This is a genomic window from Bifidobacterium sp. RTP21102st3_E2_RTP21102_210122, from assembly GCF_040916945.1.
GTDB classification, from domain to species: Bacteria; Actinomycetota; Actinomycetes; order Actinomycetales; family Bifidobacteriaceae; genus Bifidobacterium; species Bifidobacterium longum.
Map to the genome: position 1 here is coordinate 25,957 of NZ_JBCPAN010000006.1, position 16,752 is coordinate 42,708.

12 protein-coding genes and 1 pseudogene are annotated in these 16,752 nt (G+C 61.4%); 7 read left to right on the top strand and 6 right to left on the bottom strand.

Annotation, left to right across the window (positions count from 1 at the left end):
- Window positions 1–110: 110 nt before the first annotated feature.
- The 4 genes from AB5287_RS07835 (at window position 111) to AB5287_RS07850 (ending at window position 4,416) form a co-directional block, all read left to right on the top strand.
- A complete protein-coding gene (locus tag AB5287_RS07835) occupies window positions 111–776 on the top strand; it encodes a TetR/AcrR family transcriptional regulator (protein ID WP_060662359.1) in 666 nt (221 codons plus the stop codon).
- The gene (locus tag AB5287_RS07840) at window positions 773–2,050 is read left to right on the top strand and encodes an MFS transporter (protein WP_015512063.1); all 1,278 of its coding nucleotides are present in this window, start codon (window positions 773–775) and stop codon (window positions 2,048–2,050) included. The genes AB5287_RS07835 and AB5287_RS07840 overlap by 4 nt, the downstream gene beginning before the upstream one ends.
- An 86-nt stretch (window positions 2,051–2,136) precedes the next feature.
- Entirely contained in the window at window positions 2,137–3,069 is a 933-nt protein-coding gene (locus tag AB5287_RS07845) for a LysR family transcriptional regulator (RefSeq protein WP_368220992.1), read from the top strand.
- A 93-nt stretch (window positions 3,070–3,162) separates the two neighbouring features.
- The gene (locus AB5287_RS07850) at window positions 3,163–4,416 is read left to right on the top strand and encodes a MalY/PatB family protein (RefSeq protein ID WP_368220993.1); all 1,254 of its coding nucleotides are present in this window, start codon (window positions 3,163–3,165) and stop codon (window positions 4,414–4,416) included.
- A 48-nt stretch (window positions 4,417–4,464) separates the two neighbouring features.
- Here the strand turns inward: AB5287_RS07850 and murA are convergent, their stop codons facing one another.
- Window positions 4,465–5,790: a UDP-N-acetylglucosamine 1-carboxyvinyltransferase gene (murA, locus tag AB5287_RS07855; RefSeq protein WP_007056295.1), complete on the bottom strand. Its 1,326-nt coding sequence runs from the start codon at window positions 5,788–5,790 to the stop codon at window positions 4,465–4,467.
- Window positions 5,791–6,034: 244 nt separating this feature from the next.
- Here murA and AB5287_RS07860 point away from each other — a divergent pair, with 244 nt between their 5' ends.
- Entirely contained in the window at window positions 6,035–7,381 is a 1,347-nt protein-coding gene (locus AB5287_RS07860) for an FAD/NAD(P)-binding oxidoreductase (RefSeq protein WP_368220994.1), read from the top strand.
- Between the two features lie 205 nt (window positions 7,382–7,586).
- On the opposite strand, the gene AB5287_RS07865 is transcribed toward AB5287_RS07860, so the two are convergent.
- The 4 genes and pseudogenes from AB5287_RS07865 to leuC form a co-directional block, all read right to left on the bottom strand.
- The gene (locus tag AB5287_RS07865) at window positions 7,587–8,714 is read right to left on the bottom strand and encodes a diguanylate cyclase (protein WP_065453158.1); all 1,128 of its coding nucleotides are present in this window, start codon (window positions 8,712–8,714) and stop codon (window positions 7,587–7,589) included.
- Between the two features lie 39 nt (window positions 8,715–8,753).
- Window positions 8,754–8,888, bottom strand: a pseudogene (locus tag AB5287_RS07870) (CPBP family intramembrane glutamate endopeptidase); the annotation flags it as partial.
- Window positions 8,889–9,196: 308 nt separating this feature from the next.
- Window positions 9,197–9,889 carry a 3-isopropylmalate dehydratase small subunit gene (leuD, locus tag AB5287_RS07875; protein WP_368220995.1) on the bottom strand — a complete coding sequence of 231 codons (693 nt, stop codon included), beginning with the start codon at window positions 9,887–9,889 and terminating at the stop codon, window positions 9,197–9,199.
- An 82-nt stretch (window positions 9,890–9,971) separates the two neighbouring features.
- Window positions 9,972–11,375, bottom strand: coding sequence for a 3-isopropylmalate dehydratase large subunit (gene leuC / locus AB5287_RS07880; protein ID WP_007053084.1), 1,404 nt, complete (start codon window positions 11,373–11,375; stop codon window positions 9,972–9,974).
- A 293-nt stretch (window positions 11,376–11,668) separates the two neighbouring features.
- On the opposite strand from leuC, the gene AB5287_RS07885 reads away from it, so the two are divergent.
- Window positions 11,669–12,469: an IclR family transcriptional regulator gene (locus AB5287_RS07885; RefSeq protein WP_008783385.1), complete on the top strand. Its 801-nt coding sequence runs from the start codon at window positions 11,669–11,671 to the stop codon at window positions 12,467–12,469.
- A gap of 172 nt (window positions 12,470–12,641) precedes the next feature.
- Here AB5287_RS07885 and AB5287_RS07890 read toward each other — a convergent pair whose 3' ends face one another.
- Window positions 12,642–13,937, bottom strand: a complete 1,296-nt coding sequence (locus tag AB5287_RS07890; protein ID WP_007056163.1) for a metallophosphoesterase family protein — start codon at window positions 13,935–13,937, stop codon at window positions 12,642–12,644.
- 474 nt (window positions 13,938–14,411) lie between these two features.
- Here AB5287_RS07890 and AB5287_RS07895 point away from each other — a divergent pair, with 474 nt between their 5' ends.
- Window positions 14,412–16,649: an RNA degradosome polyphosphate kinase gene (locus tag AB5287_RS07895; protein ID WP_368220996.1), complete on the top strand. Its 2,238-nt coding sequence runs from the start codon at window positions 14,412–14,414 to the stop codon at window positions 16,647–16,649.
- Window positions 16,650–16,752: the final 103 nt, after the last annotated feature.

Below are 16,752 nucleotides of genomic sequence, written 5' to 3' on the forward strand. Positions count from 1 at the left end.
AGGGTAGGCGACAATCGCCGGAATCGTTGGAGGCTCGCCGAAACCGCTATACATACCGTTGGTCGGTATCTATAGTGATCTGCAACATCAAGCACAGTAGGGAGGCCACCATGGCACGTAACGCTCACCCCGAGGTGACGCGCACCCGCATCCTCGACGCCGCACAACGGCTGTTCATGGCCCAGGGCTATGAGCACACCTCCATCCAGAACATCGTGGACGAGCTCGGCGACCTCTCCAAAGGCGCGATCTACCATCACTTCAAATCCAAGGAAGCCATCCTCGAAGAGCTCATCAACCGAGACAACAATATGCAGGACGACTTCAACGAATCCGTCATGAATCGCACTGACCTTACCGCCCTCGAAAAGTTCCGCGTGCTATGGCGGCATTCGATGACCAAGCAAGACCACGTGCAGATCATGCGAGCCGCCATGCCGATGCTGAGCAATCCGGTTTCGTTTGCCGCGAATATGCAGGTATGGAGCAAGCATCTGCCCGAACGCTTCCTGCCGCTGATCGAGGCGGGCGTCAAGGATGGCTCCATCCCCACCGAGTATCCGCGCGAGGCCGCAGAGCTGCTTTCGTTGCTGCCGAATTATTGGCTGATGCCGTATTTCTACCCGGTGACCCTGCCCGAAATGGAGCATCGCATCCGCTGCTTGGCCACCATGCTCGACGCGATCGGCGTGCCGATTTTCGATGACGAGCTCATCACGGTCGCCGCGAAGGGCATGATGACGTTCGCAGGGGAGCCGGAGAAAGGCTCAGAATGAATAGCACAGTGAAACCCGAGAATGACATCGCCGGCACCGCCACCCAACGCCCGCTGCTGTCCCGCGACTTCGTGCTGCTGGTCGCCGGACAAGGCATCTCGCTGTTCGGCAATGTGATGCTGCGATTCGCGATGTCGATGTGGGTGCTGGACGAAACCGGCTCAGCCACCATCTTCGCCTCGGTGCTGGCCATCTCCATCGTGCCGACCATCCTGCTCTCCCCGTTCGGAGGCGTGCTGGCCGATCGCGTCAACCGCCGCACCATCATGGTGGCGCTCGACGCCATCTCCGCCGTGCTCGTGCTGGCGAGCGCCATCGTCTTCGCCACCACGGGCTTCCATATCGTAGCCATCGCCACCATGCAGGTGCTGCTCGCCGTGCTCGGCGCCTTCGAAACCCCGACCGTGCAGGCCGCACTCCCCCAGATGTTCCGGCAGTACGGCCCGGCCACCATGCGCCAAGGCATGGCCGTGATCAATCAGGTCCAACAACTAAGCAGTCTGCTGCCGAGCTTCCTCGGCGGCGTGCTGTATGCGATGTTCGGCATCCGTCTCATGATGATCATCGCCATCGCAAGCTTCGCCGGCGCAGCCGCGCTCGAATGCTTCATCCGCCTCAGTGCCCCGGATCGCGGCGACGAGGAGCTGCCCACCCCACTTGAAGACCTCAAGGCAGGCGTGCGATTCCTCATCAAGGACCGGCCGAACGTGTTCAGACTGCTGTTGTTCGCGGCGGCGCTCAACTTTGTGCTTATCGGCTATTCCGGCGTCGGCTTCCCGTACACGATTCGTACAGTGCTCGGCTTCGACGCCACTGTCTACGGCATCGCCGACGGCCTGATCGGTGTTTCCGGCGTGGCGGGCGCATTCATCGCCGGCCTGTTCGCCGCCAAGCTCACGATGCGCTGGCTGCCGGGGCTGATGGCGACGCTTACGCTGGCCATGGTCCCACAGGGTATTGTGTTCCTGCTGCCGGTCGACGCATGGACCAAACTCGTGGTGCTGATCGTATTCACCTGCGGCACGATGGTCGCCAGTTGCTTCACGAATCTCATCGCCGTGCCCGCCATCCAGCTCAGTACGCCCGAGGCAATGGCCGGCAAAGTGATGTCCATGGCCGCGGCCGTGAGCATGTGCGCCCAGCCGCTCGGCCAGATGGTGTACGGCTGGGCCTACGACCAAATGCCGGTCGCCATCGTGCTGTTCATCACCACCGCCCTGTTCGCCGTGCTCACCGTGCTGATGGTTCCGCTCGCCAAGCAGTTCGAGGACTGACGATCGGCGCGCACGCCACATCCTGCCGCCCGGCCATAATTGAATCACCGCACGAAAAGGCACGAAAAGGCACGAAAGAGGTACCTATGGCCGCGCTCAACCCCCAATCATTGGTCACGTTGTGGCAGATCGAACAGTATGGTTCGTTCTCCGCCACGGCCAAGGCCACGGGTTGGTCGCAGCCGGCCATCAGCCAGCAGATCAAAAAGCTGGAGGCACAGTGCGGTTCGACTCTGGTGCAACGCACCTCGCATGGTGTGGAACTCACCGCCACCGGTTCGATGCTCGCCCGCCACGGCGAGGCCATCGCCGATCGGCTGGAGCGGGCGGCCCGTGAGGTCGAGGATTATCGGCATCATCGGTTTGCTCACCTGCATTTGGTGGCCCCACCGTCAATCTGCTCTACTATCGCGGCCCGTACCGTGGTCAAGCTCAGTATGTTCACGGACATCGAGCTGAGCCTGATTCAGATGGAGCCGCCGGAGGCGATCGGTCTGATTTCCCAAGGCAAGGCCGATACCGCCGCCGTGTTCCGCTACAGCAGCATCCCGAACTTCCTGCACATCGGCGACGACCTGACCTTCCATTCGCTGGGTTACGATCCGATGCGACTGCTGGTGCGCCGCTCCAGCGGCATCGCCAAACGATTCGAGGAGACCGGCGAACCCGTGCCGCTGTCCGCCGCCAAAGACGAGCATTGGATCGCCGGCTGCCCCACCTGCCGCGCAAATTTGGTGAAACTGGCCACCCGTGCCGGATTCAAGCCGGATATCCGCCACTGCACGGATGATTACTGGGCCACGCAGAACCTGGTCGAGGTTGGCATGGGCGTCTCGCTGGTGCCGGCGCTCGATACACATATCAATCTGCAAGGCGATCTGGTGGCCTGTCCCATTGCCGACGATTTTGCGGCGCGCGAGGTCGGCATCGTGACTCGTGCCGGCGACCATCGCCCCGCGCTTGGTTCATTGCTCGAGGAGCTCGAGCGCACGTCACTCAAATATTTGAGTGCCAAGTAGTCGCACAGCGATAAGCAAGCTTGCGAGCGCCATCACGATTTCGGGGAGCCAGACCGTTGAGCAGCCCTTCTGCACCGGGAACAATGGCATGTTATGAGCATGAACAACATTCCCCAGTCAACGACTGTGAGCAACGCAACCGCCGGCGCCTCTTGCTTTGATGCCAATCACATCGACGTGACGACCATCGAGGATCTGGAGCAGGTCGGTTCGGATAAATGGACCCGTTACCCCGGCTGCATCGGCGCATTCATCGCCGAGATGGATTACGGTCTGGCACCGTGCGTGGCCGAAGCCATCGAAGAGGCTACTGAACGTGGCGCGCTCGGCTACATTCCCGACCCGTGGAAGAAGGAGGTCGCCCGCTCGTGCGCCGCATGGCAGCGCCGCTACGGCTGGGAGGTGGATCCAACGTGCATCCGCCCGGTGCCGGACGTGCTGGAGGCGTTCGAAGTGTTCCTGCGCGAGATCGTGCGCGCCGGTAACTCCATCGTGGTACCGACTCCGGCCTATATGCCGTTCCTAAGTGTGCCGCGTCTGTATGGCGTGGAGGTCCTTGAGATTCCGATGCTGTGCGCGGGCGCCGGCGAGAGCAGCGGGCGCAATGATGAATGGCTGTTCGATTTCGACGCCATTGAGCAGGCGTTCGCGAACGGCTGCCATGCCTTCGTGCTGTGCAACCCGCACAACCCGATCGGCAAGGTATTGACGCGCGAAGAAATGCTGCGATTGTCCGATCTGGCCGCCAAGTACGACGTGCGTATATTCTCCGATGAGATTCACGCGCCGTTCGTCTACCAAGGCCACACGCATGTGCCATTCGCCTCAATCAACCGGCAGACGGCCATGCAGGCTTTCACCTCCACTTCAGCCTCGAAGTCGTTCAACATTCCCGGCACCAAGTGCGCGCAGGTGATTCTCACCAATCCGGACGATCTGGAACTATGGATGAGGAACGCGGAATGGTCCGAGCACCAGACGGCCACCATCGGTGCCATAGCCACCACTGCGGCCTATGACGGCGGCGCGGCATGGTTCGAGGGCGTGATGGCATATATCGAGCGCAATATCGCGCTGGTCAACGAGCAGATGCGCACGAGATTCGCCAAGGTGCGCTATGTGGAGCCGCAGGGCACGTATATCGCGTGGCTGGATTTCTCGCCACTGGGCATCGGCGACCCGGCCAACTATTTCTTTAAGAAGGCCAACGTGGCGTTGACAGACGGCCGTGAATGCGGCGAGGTCGGGCGCGGTTGCGTGCGTATGAACTTCGCCATGCCCTACCCGCTACTGGAGGAATGCTTCGACCGCATGGCCGCCGCACTTGAGGCGGACGGGCTGTTGTAGAACAAAATCGCGGCTCCCCTCAAAGAGGGGAGCCGCGGAACGGCCGAATTAGTCGAAGTCGGCGCCGAGGGCTTCGAGTTTGCCGCGGAAGTCGGCGTAGCCTCGGTCGATCAGGCTGATGCCGTGCACGTCCGAGGGGCCTGACGCGGCCAAGGCCGCGATCAGATGGCTGAACCCACCACGCAGGTCCGGCACGTCGATGTCGCGTCCGGTCAGCGGGGTCGGTCCGAAGATCACGGCGGAATGCTTGTAGTTGCGCTGCCGGAAACGGCACGGCAGCGAGCCCAGGCACTCGCGGTACAACTGGATGGTGGCACCCATCTCGACCAGCGGCTTGGTGAAGCCGAAACGGTTCTCGTACACGGTCTCGTGCACGATCGACAGGCCGTTGGCCTGGGTCAGGGCCACCACGAGCGGCTGCTGCCAGTCGGTCATGAACCCGGGATGCACGTCCGTCTCGATCGCCACGGGCTTCAAGTCCCCGCCCGGATGCCAGAAACGAATGCCCTTGTCCGTCACCTCGAATTTGCCGCCCACCTTGCGGAACACGTTGAGGAACGTGATCATCTCCGGCTGGGTGGCACCCTTGACGAAAATGTCACCGTGCGTGGCGAGCGCGGCGGACGCCCAGGACGCCGCCTCGATGCGATCCGTCAGCGACGTGTGCGTGTACCCCTGCAGTTCCTTGACACCCTCGATGCGGAAGGTGCGATCAACGTCCACAGAAATGATTGCGCCCATCTTCTGCAGCACGCACACCAGATCCATGATCTCCGGCTCAGTGGCCGCGCCCGACAGTTCGGTCTTGCCCTCGGCCAGCACGGCCGCCAGTAAAGTCTGCTCGGTGGCGCCCACCGACGGGTAGGGCAGGTGGATCTTCGCGCCGTGCAGGCCGTTGGGCGCGGTGATGTGGATGCCGTCCTTGTGTTCCTTGTCCACCGTGGCGCCCAGCTTGCGCAGCGTCTCCAGATGGAAGTCAATCGGACGTCCGCCAATCGCGCAGCCGCCCAACGCGGGAATGAACGCTTCACCCAAACGGTGCACGAGCGGGCCGGAGAACAGGATCGGGATGCGCGACGAACCGGACAGTGTATCCACGTCGGCCACATCGGCCAGCTGCACACGCGAGGCGTCGATGGTCACAATGCCGTTCGCACCGTCCACATCCACGTCCACGCCGTGCAGACGTAGCAAATCGGACACCACATGCACGTCACGAATCTCCGGCACGTTCTTCAGCACCGACTTGCCCGGTGCCAGCAACGCGGCGACCATCGCCTTGCTCACGAAGTTCTTCGCGCCACGCACCTTGATCGTGCCATTCAAAGGCTTGCCGCCCTCGACATGCAACACGTCATCCGGATTCTCAGCCACGCCACTCTCCTCAATCAATCAAGATTCAAAAATGCTACCGTCCAGTTTGCCATAAGCCATGTGCCGACTCCGTGAAATGCCCCAGCCGAACTTTGATCACCGTGCACAACGGATTCCACACCCCGTCGAATCAAACCAATAACGTGATCTTCCTCACATTTGCCGCCACGGCGTTCTCCATACTTCTACGCTACGATTCAGGGCAATGGCATCAGACGCCATGGCCACAAGCAAAGGAGCATTTATGACCACAGTCGCCGTCATCGGCTGCACGCACGCCGGCACGTTCGCCACCACCTCGATTCTCGCCGAGCACCCCGATTGGACCGTCCATGTTTTCGAGCGCAACGGTACGCTGTCCTTCCTCTCCTGCGGCATCGCCCTGTGGGCGGGCGACCACGTATCCGACCCGAAGAAAATGTTCTACTCCTCCCCTGCCGCTCTGGCCGAAGCCGGCGCGACCATGCATATGCGCACCGACGTGACGTCCGTGGACCTCGACGCCAGAGCCCTCACCTACCGCGCGCTGGACGAGGCCGGAGACCCCGCCGAACAGACCCTCGCTTTCGACAAACTGGTCGTGACCACCGGCTCGCGCCCGGTCATCCCGCCGATCCCCGGCATCGACAGCCCGCATGTGCTGCTGTGCAAGAACTGGGATCACGCCATCGCCATCAAGGAAAAGGCGAAAACCGCCAAGTCGGCAGTGGTGATCGGGTCGGGCTATATCGGCGCGGAAATCGCCGAGCAGTTCAGCGTCACCGGCGTCAAGACCACGCTGGTCGACGGCCTTGATCGCCCGCTGGCCAATAATTTCGATAAGACCATCACCGATCAGGTGGCGGCCGCGTTCGAGGAGCACGGCGTCACGCTCGCGCTCGGCCAGAAGGTGGTCGAGTTCCGCGACAATGACGACGACACCGTCACTGTGGTCACCGAAAAGGGCGAGTACACGGCCGAAATGGCGATTCTGGCCGTCGGCTTCCTGCCGAACACCGACCTGCTCAAGGGCAAGGTGGACATGCTGCCGAACGGCGCGATCGTGGTCGACGACTACATGCAGGCGTCCGCGCCGGGCGTGTACGCCGCCGGCGACTCCGCCACCGTGTTCTACAACCCCACCGGCCAGCACGATTACATTCCGCTGGCCACCAACGCGGTGCGCCAGGGCCTGCTGGTGGGCCGCAACATCGAGACGCCGACCGTGAAGTACATGGGCACGCAGGCCACGTCCGCCGTGCAGCTGTACGATCTCTCGCTCGCCGCCTCCGGCCTGACCCGCGCCGGTGCCGAACGCCGCGGGCTCACGGTCCGCGAGACCTCGCTCACCGAGGATTATCGCCCGGACTTCATGCTCACCACCACCCCAGTCACGTCGATTCTGACCTGGGACCCGGAAACCCGCAAGGTCAAGGGCGGCCAGTTCTGTTCCAAGGCCGATATCTCCGGCGCGGCAAACGTGATTTCCATGGCGATTCAGGCCGGCTTCACCATCGACCAGCTCGCCAACGTGGACTTCCTGTTCCAGCCGAACTTCGACAAGCCGGTCTACTACGTCGGCGCCGTGGCCATGAAGGCGGCGGCCGAGTAAGACGGCTGTACCCACCGCAAAAAAGAAACCCCGGCGTGATGGGCGCCGGGGAGAGAAAGGAGAGAAGAAGAAAGAGGTTAAGTTATGCAGCTTGTTCGGCCGTGATTACATATAACAGCAACAGGTTCAATGCAACATGGGCACTGTCTGGGAATCGTCTGGGAATCACGGCCCGTACAGGCTGTTGCTTGTTTTTGGAGCCGATTTACCGGCTGGCCTTGATCTTGTGGGCCAGTTCGGCGTCCCACATCGCACCGGTGGCGGACATCACCGAGTCCGCGCCGGCGTCACGGTACGCCTGGTAGTCGGCGGGCGAGACCACGCCGCCGACGCCGTTGATCGCGAAATCGAGCCCGAGCTTTTCACGAATCGCGGCCAGACGGGCGACCATGTCGAGGCCGGCGCCACGAATCGCATTGCCGCACACGCCTGAGCGATCGCGGCCCGCGCCGGGCAGGGCCTGATTGCCATTGGCATCGACCAGTTTGGCGGAAATCGTATTGATGGTGCTGAAGCCCTGCACGGTGCCGTGGCCCACGGTGGAACGCACCATAAGCTCCAGAGCGTCGTCGCTGGGGATGTAGGCGAGCTTGACCATCAGCGGGATGTCGCCGATCTCCTGCTTCACGGCCTCGGTGATGCGGCCCACGAGCAGCGGATTGTGGCATAGCAGGCGGTTGTGGCCCTCGTTGGGGCAGCTGGTGTTCATCACCATGAGCTTGGCACCGGTCTCCTTGACCAGGCGGGCGGTAGTGGCATGGTCGGCGATGTATTCCTCCTCGCTCATGCCCTCCACACGCGAGCCTTGGAAGCTCGGGACCAGCACTTGACCGGGACCGGCGGCCTCGATGGCGGCGCGCATGTCCGGCTGCCAGGCATCCGGGCTTTGCGAGGGCACGCCGAAGCTATTGGAGATGGAGATCGGAGTCTCGTAATTGGTGTCGGCGAGCACGCCCTCGTCCAGTTCGGCGCTGCCCGGTGTTAGTGAACCGTCCGCCGACTTGGGGTGTACGGCGAGCACGTTCGGGAACGGGTTGCAGCCCCAGGCGCGCGAACGCACGGTTTTGTAGGTCGCCAGATCGAAACCCATGTGGAAAGCGGCCGTGGTGAAACGGCTGTTGAGCAGCGGGCCTGCGGGAATGCCGAAAGGCAGGTTGACCGGCTGGCCCAAAAAGGTGGCCAAGGCACCCTCGGAGGCACCCTCGCTGGTGGTTCCGGCGGCATCGGCACCGTTGCCATCCTTCAGCGCCTCGGCGAACGAGCCGAACGGCCCTTGCTCATAGTTGTCTTCGTAACTGCGGCTGACATCGTAAAACGGCTCAAAATCACTCATGCTTCAACGATAAGCCAACCTGCATGCGCACACGCACACTCAACCCATCATCGCGCCGACAAACGAAATAATGGCGAAAGCGGCATTGGCTACCACAAAGATGATGAACGTCGGAGCTGCCCAGCCAAAGTACGTGTCTGGAATACTACGATTCGTACGGTGATATTGGCGCAAACTTAAATAGTGCAAACACACCCTAGAAGAGATAGGAGGGAATGGCACTTTCTCGCGTTGTTGGTGGAAGTATTTGGGATGCTAAGCGAGTTGCCGCATTGGAACCAGACGATTGCGTGAAGTGACCCTATACGTAAAAGGTCTCACTGGCGAGAGCCAGTGAGACCTTTGTCTGATGCGATGCGAGCGACCCAATAATCTCAATCAGACACAGAGCCAACGGCCCTGGGCCTGCAATTATGGACTCGCCTTTCGGCGAGGCTCAATGCTGGCCTCGCTGCTGTCGCAGCTCGGCAGGCCGATCGCGGCTAAATAATGCCTCGATCGGTCAACGGCCCTGTCCAGTCTGCGTCCTCCGGCTCGCGGGCGGACTCGATTTTTTCTTCGGCCCAGTGTTTGGCGGGGATGGTCTTGGGCTTGAAGGGGAACTTTTCGGCGCGCATCTTTTCGTAGGCGGCGATGTCGTCCTCGTGCTGCAGCGTCAGATCGATATCGTCGTAGCCGTTCATCAGACGCCAACGCACGTAATCGTTGACCTCGAACGGCAGGGTCACGTCGCCGCAAGTGACAGTGCGGGTCTCCAGCGAGACAGTCATCTCACGACCAGGCTCTTCCTCCAGTAGCTTCCACAGGAGTTCGACGGACTCCTGCGGCATAATCGCGGCCAGCACGCCGTTCTTGGCGGTGTTGCCGTAGAAGATGTCGGCGAAGCTCGGCGCGATGACCACGCGGAAACCGTAATCGTGCAGCGCCCACACGGCGTGCTCGCGGGAGGAGCCGATGCCGAATTCGGGGCCGGCGACCAGAATCTGGCCCTTACCGGCGTATTCCGGCTTGTTGAGCACGAAGTTCGGGTCTCGGCGCCATGCGTAGAACAGGGCGTCATCGAAGCCGGACTTGGTCACGCGCTTCAAGAACACAGCGGGAATGATCTGGTCGGTATCGACGTTGGAGCGGCGCAGCGGCACGCCCACGCCGGTCAGTGTGGTGAGTTTTTCCATAACAATTTTCCTTTCGGGGATCTCTCCCCCAGTCAGTCTTCGACTGACAGCCCCTCGTCAGAGGGGGCTCACGTGTATTGACTCAGAGATCGGCGGGAGACGAGATTGTGCCGCGGATGGCGGTGGCGGCGGCTACGGCCGGCGACGCCAGATGCGTGCGCGAGCCCTTGCCTTGGCGGCCCTCGAAGTTACGGTTCGAAGTGGAAATCGAGCGCTCGTTCGGCACCAGCTTGTCCGGGTTCATGCCCAGGCACATCGAGCAGCCGGCGTTACGCCATTCGGCGCCAAAGTCCTTGAACACCTTATCGAGGCCTTCCTTCTCCGCCTGCAAACGCACGCGGGAGGAGGCCGGCACCACCAGCACGCGGTGGATGTTCTCGGCCTTGCGGTGGCCCTTCATAATCGCGGCGGCCTGGCGCAAATCGTCGATACGACCGTTGGTGCACGAACCAATGAACACGGTGTCCACGGCGATGTCCTTGATCGGCATGCCTGGCTTCAAACCCATGTATGTAATCGCACGTTCGGCGGCGGCGCGCTTGGTGGCGTCGGCGATCTTGCCCGGCTCCGGCACGGAGGCGGTGATCGGCAGACCTTGGCCGGGGTTGGTGCCCCACGTCACATATGGACCGAGCTTGGTGGCGTCAATATCCACCACCTTGTCGAATACGGCATCGTCATCGGTCTTCAGCGTCTTCCAGTACGCCACGGCCTGATCCCACAGCTCGCCTTCCGGCGCGTGCGGACGGCCCTTCAGGTACTCGAACGTGGTCTCGTCCGGCGCGATCATGCCGGCACGCGCACCGGCCTCGATGGACATGTTGCACACGGTCATGCGCTCGTCCATGGTGAGGTTGCGAATCGCCTCACCACGGTATTCGATCACGTAACCCTGGCCGCCGCCGGTGCCGATCTTGGCGATGATCGCCAGAATGATGTCCTTGGCCGTCGCGTCCGCGGGCAGCTTGCCGTTGACGTTGACGGCCATGGTCTTGAACGGCTTCAGAGACAGCGTCTGTGTGGCCATCACGTGTTCGACTTCGGAAGTGCCGATGCCGAACGCCAGCGCGCCGAACGCGCCGTGCGTCGACGTATGCGAATCACCGCACACGATGGTCATGCCCGGCTGGGTCAGGCCCAGAATCGGGGCGAACGCGTGGACGATGCCCTGATCGGCGTCGCCCAGCGGGTGCAGGCGCACGCCGAACTCCTTGCAGTTCTTCTCCAAAGTCGTCAACTGCAACGCGCTCGTCTCATCCGGGTTCGGGCGATCGATATCAACGGTCGGCGTGTTGTGATCCTCGGTGGCAATGAGCTGATCCACGTGACGCGGCTTGCGGCCGGCCAAGCGCAGGCCCTCAAACGCCTGCGGGCTGGTGACCTCATGCATGAGCATCAGATCGATGTACAGCAAATCAGGGGCTCCGTCGCTGCCCTTGCGCACCAGATGATCGGCCCAGACCTTCTCGGCCAGTGTCGTTCCCATAGTGATTCCTCCAAAAAATTCCGCGCGAGGTATTGTGTTCGCGCCTTGTTCGTGGTATTAGCCTATGTGCTTGCGATGGGCCCGGCCATGAGCATGCCGGATATTGAGATACGGTCAAATGATGGCCTCAATATGACTCGGATACGACTCGAACATGACCTAGTCATGACTCGGTTCCGCTCCAGACATGTCTCTTCGGCATCCACGAACGCCCTTTCAACTTCATGGCCACCCTGTGAGACACTTCCCCAATTTGCTATTTCACTATGTGAGATGGCATAATCGCCCTTATTATGACTGATTCCCAAGAAGAGCCATTGAACAACAGCTTGACCGAGTCCGAGCCGGTTGAAGACACCACCGCCAAGGACGATGGGGAAATCCATTCCGGCGTTGGCGTCCTTGATAAAACTGTAAAGATTCTTGACGCACTGGAATCCGGCCCGTCTACGCTGGGCCAGCTTGTGGCCGCCACCGGTCTCGCTCGACCGACCGCACATCGTTTGGCTATTGCACTGGAACGCCACCGTTTCGTACTGCGCGACCAGCATGGCCGATTCGTACTCGGCTCCCGTTTCGCCGAACTTGCCGCCGCAGCAGGCGAGGATCGTCTGCTGACCGCCGCCGGCCCGATCCTGCAGACCCTGCTCGATCGCACTGGCGAGTCTGCGCAGATTTACCGCCGCCAAGGCGATCAGCGCGTGTGCATCGCCGCTGTGGAACGCACCTCCGGCCTACGTGATTCCATTCCGGTGGGTGCCATGCTGTCGATGGAAGCCGGTTCCGCCGCCCAGATTCTTCTGGCTTGGGAGGATTCCGACCGTCTGCACCAGGGATTGCGCCACGCCAAGTTCACCGCCACCAAGCTGGCCGCCGTACGCAAGCGCGGCTGGTCCGAGTCCGTGAACGAACGCGAAGAGGGCGTGTGCTCGATTTCCGCCCCGATCCGCAACGCCTCCGGCCAGGTCATCGCCGCCATCTCGATTTCCGGCCCGACCGGCCGCATGGGTGCCGCCCCCGGACGCCGCTATGCGCCGCTGGTGATGGCCGCCGGCAAGTACCTCACCGAGGCACTGGTCAAAGCCGTTCGCTGAAACATACCAGTCAATCCAACCGATAGCCCAACCGGCAGAAATCCCGCGTCACAACGAAAGAGACGCGGGATTTCTGCCACTAATCGTCCAACACAGCGGAAGGCCACCGAAACCTCGAATACTTCGCGCCGCTTTCCGCCTCTATCAGGAACAGTTACCTGAATAAACCGGGTTACCTGAATAAACCGGACAGTTGACTCCATAGCGACGGCTTGCGCAGCAAATCATCGCCCTCGCCCTCGCCAGGCGCGGTCTGGTTCACCGCATAGGTATAGGCGCGTTTGGAACTGGGCTTGCCCACCAGTTCGCCAAACTCCAGCAATTGCGTACGCGGCTCGTAAGGGTGACGGATATCAAATTCGATCAATCGCGTGGCGCGTTTGGCCGGAGCCGGTCCGTACGTATTGAATCCGCAGGTTGGCGTAGCGATAAGCAACAGACCCTCATGTTCGCCGACGAAACCGTTGCGATGATCATGACCAGCTACGACGCCGAAATACCCCTCGCGCAGCAATTCGAATTCGTCTGACGTATCAGGGCAGGATATGCCTTCTCCCAAATATCCGCCGGGCTGGGTTTGCAATTCGTCCAGCACGTAGTAGGTATCGGCGTGCGAACGATAGCCCTGCATGGCAAACGCCGCGTTGGCCGCCACCGGCTTCAGCACGTTGTAATACTCGGGCATCGGCATGTGCTGGAACACCATTGATTTCGCACCGATACGGTCGGGCACGGCGTTCAGGAAGGCGAGCGCTGCGGGCGATGGTGTGCCGAAGCCGCCGCCATGCACGTAATCGCCGGAGTCAAGAATGACCAGACCCAGCACATTGCGCGTATGGTCAACGTCCATAACCGGCAGCGCGAAGGTGCCTGGTTCACCGGAACCAGTGGCACCAGACAGCGTCTGCACAGCACCACCCGCTCCACAGGTGTATGCAATCTGGTTCGGCAAGGTCTCACTCGGCGGATTGACACAACCGGGGAACTCGCGATAGATACCGTCCAGTTCCGCATTGCTTAGCCCGCATTGGAAATCATGGTTGCCGTACGTCACGGCCCACGGAATGCCGCGCGCCGCCAACGGCTCAGTGAACTGGCCAATGGCCTTGCGCACCAGCGCTCGGGTATGGTTCAGCGCGGATTCGGCAATAGGTTCGTTACACCAGCGACGTTTACGGAATGAATCGGCGAACGCCGGATCGTAGCCGGCGATCTGGTTGCCGGAGAAAATCACCAGATCAGGCCGTGTGGCATCAAGGCTGGCCTCAATCAGGGTGATGGTGTCTTTGGAGACTTTCGGCCCATCCTGAATGTCGGCAATCTGCAGCACGCGGAACTTGCCGGAATAGTGGAATTGCAGTCGTCCGAGACGCGCAGAGATAGAGACCGGACGGCCGTCTTCGGCATCGGCCGGCTTGATACGAGGTTTCGACGACATCCCCTCTGGCGTACGCTGTGTTTCCGTCATGCCCTCCACTGTACACACAAACGAAAAGGCCCGCCGGAGCGGGCCTTTTCTACAAGTTCAACTACTGGAGCAGAATCTCTGCACAACATCATCGTTGTAACGGTAAGTCTTTCCAATGCCCGTCCAACGTAACAGTCCTCGTGACCATACACTATTTGTGGGCTCTGCTCTGTTCAGTTGTTCTTGTACCTCATAATCTATTCATCACTCCCGTTTCTCGCAACCTGCAGAGAGTCGTTGTGCGTTTTTTATCACAACTGTTCAATCGCACTTTCTGGCTATCGGAAAACGAGCTGAACCGTTCACATCGAACCCGTCCGATGTTCGATTTCGTTCGTTTCACCGCCGCTCACGGCGTGTCGCGAGCGACGCTAGCACACTCAAAACCAACCAACACCGAACTAACATGAACACCCGTTGAATTCTGGCGCGTTCAGTCGTTTTCCGGCCACGCCAAAGCTTACGATATAAGCTATGGCACAGATATTTGACGCACCCTCGAAGGCAATTCTGCGCAGCCAAATCGCAGAGCATATTGCCGAAAACGACAACAACGACCGCCGCGTCGATCAGGAAGGCGAGGCACCGCTGCCCAAGGACCGTTTCTTCGACCGCGAGCTCAGCTGGCTCAAGTTCAACCAGCGCGTGCTCGAATGTGCGGAGAACGAAGACATGCCCCTGCTCGAGCGCGCCAACTTCGCCGCGATCTTCGCCTCGAACCTTGACGAGTTCTTCATGGTCCGCGTCGCCGGCCTGAAGCGCCGTATCGACTCGGGCATCGCCGTGCCGTCTGCCGCCGGCCTGAGCCCGCGTCAGCAGCTGCGCGCGATCAGCGAGACCGCACACCGTCTGCAAGACGAGCACGCACATTACACGATCGACACCATTCTGCCGGAATTGGAGAAGGAGCGCATCGTCCTGCTGACGTGGGACAAGCTCACATCCTCCGAGCAGGAGCGCCTCTCGCGCTACTACCGCCAGCAGGTGTTCCCGGTCCTGACGCCGCTCGCCGTGGATCCGGCCCACCCGTTCCCCTACATTTCCGGCGGTTCCATCAACCTGGCCGTGATTGTGGAGAACCCGGCCTCCGGCAAGTCGCACTTCGCCCGCGTCAAGATCCCGGGCAACCTGCCGCGCCTGGTGCCGGTGGACGACATGACCGATGAGGAGTCCAAGGACGAGCGTTACGGCTTCATCGCCATGGAAAAGCTCATCGCCGCGCATCTGGAATCCCTGTTCCCGGGCATGATCATCAAGGAGGCCCGCTCCTTCCGCGTGACTCGTAACGAGGACATCGACGTGGAAGAGGATGACGCCGAGAACCTGCTCAACGCCATGGAGAAGGAGCTGCTGCGCCGCCGCTTCGGACCGCCGATCCGCCTGGAGATCACGGACACCACGAGCCCCTTCCTCTCCCAGCTGCTCGCCGACCAGCTCGGCGTGAGCCAGGACGAGGTATACCGTCTGCCCAGCCCGCTGGACCTGACCGTGCTCTTTGAGCTCGGCAGCGTGGACCGCCCGGACCTGAAGAACCGTCCGTTCGTGCCGACCACGAACCGTCAGATCGCCGAGGTCGAGTCCTCCCGCGCACAGGATATTTTCGCTGCCATCCGCGAGCGCGACATCCTGCTGCATCACCCCTATGACTCCTTCTCCACTTCCGTGCAGGCCTTCCTTGCGCAGGCCGCCGCGGACCCGAAGGTGCTGGCCATCAAGCAGACCCTGTACCGCACCAGCTCCAACTCGCCGATCATCGACGCCCTGATCGACGCCGCTCATGCCGGCAAGCAGGTGCTGGCTTTGGTGGAAATCAAGGCTCGTTTCGACGAGGACGCCAACATCGCGTGGGCCCGCAAGCTCGAACGCGCCGGCGTGCACGTGGTGTACGGCATCGTGGGCTTGAAGACCCACTGCAAGCTCATCGAGGTCGTGCGTCAGGAAGCGGACGGTCTGCGCCGCTACTGCCACGTAGGCACCGGCAACTACAACCCGAAGACCGCGCGACTGTACACCGATCTGGGTCTGCTGACCTGCGACCCGGTGGTCGGCCAGGATCTGACTCGTCTGTTCAACCAGCTCTCTGGTTACGCGCCGAAGTCCAGCTTCCACCGTCTGCTGGTGGCCCCGCGTACCGTGCGCACCGGCCTGATTCAGCGCATCCGCCGCGAGGAGGACGCCGCCCGCGCCGGCAAGGAGGCCTGGATCAAGATCAAGGTCAACTCCATCGTGGACGAGAAGACCATCGACGCCCTGTACCGTGCCTCTCAGACCGGCGTGAAGATCGACATCGTCGAACGCGGCATCTGCGCTCTGAAGCCCGGCGTTCCCGGCCTGTCCGAGAACATCCGCGTACGTTCGATTCTCGGCCGCTTCCTGGAGCACTCCCGCATCTACGCCTTCTGCAATGCGGACGGCCCGCAGATCGGCGAGGGCCCGGCTTCCGGCCCGGAGGTCTACATCGGTTCGGCTGACCTCATGCACCGTAACCTTGATCGCCGCGTCGAGGCTCTGGTGCGCGTCACCGCCCCGGAGCAGATTGACGAGCTCATCAAGTACGTGGACCTGCAGATGGCCGACTCCACCATGAGCTGGCACATGCAGCCCGACGGCACGTATGTGCTGCACACCAAGGACGACGAGGGCCGCCCGCTGGTCGATAGTCAGGAATACCTGATTCGCAAGCACCAGCGTCGCCCCAATTCACACAACTGATTTCACTCGATGCTCCCTGTCAGCGCAAGCTAACTGAGGGTGGTTACGATGCCCGGCTCCTCTTTCGAGAGGATGCCGGGCATCGTTGTTCAGCGCGCAAAAA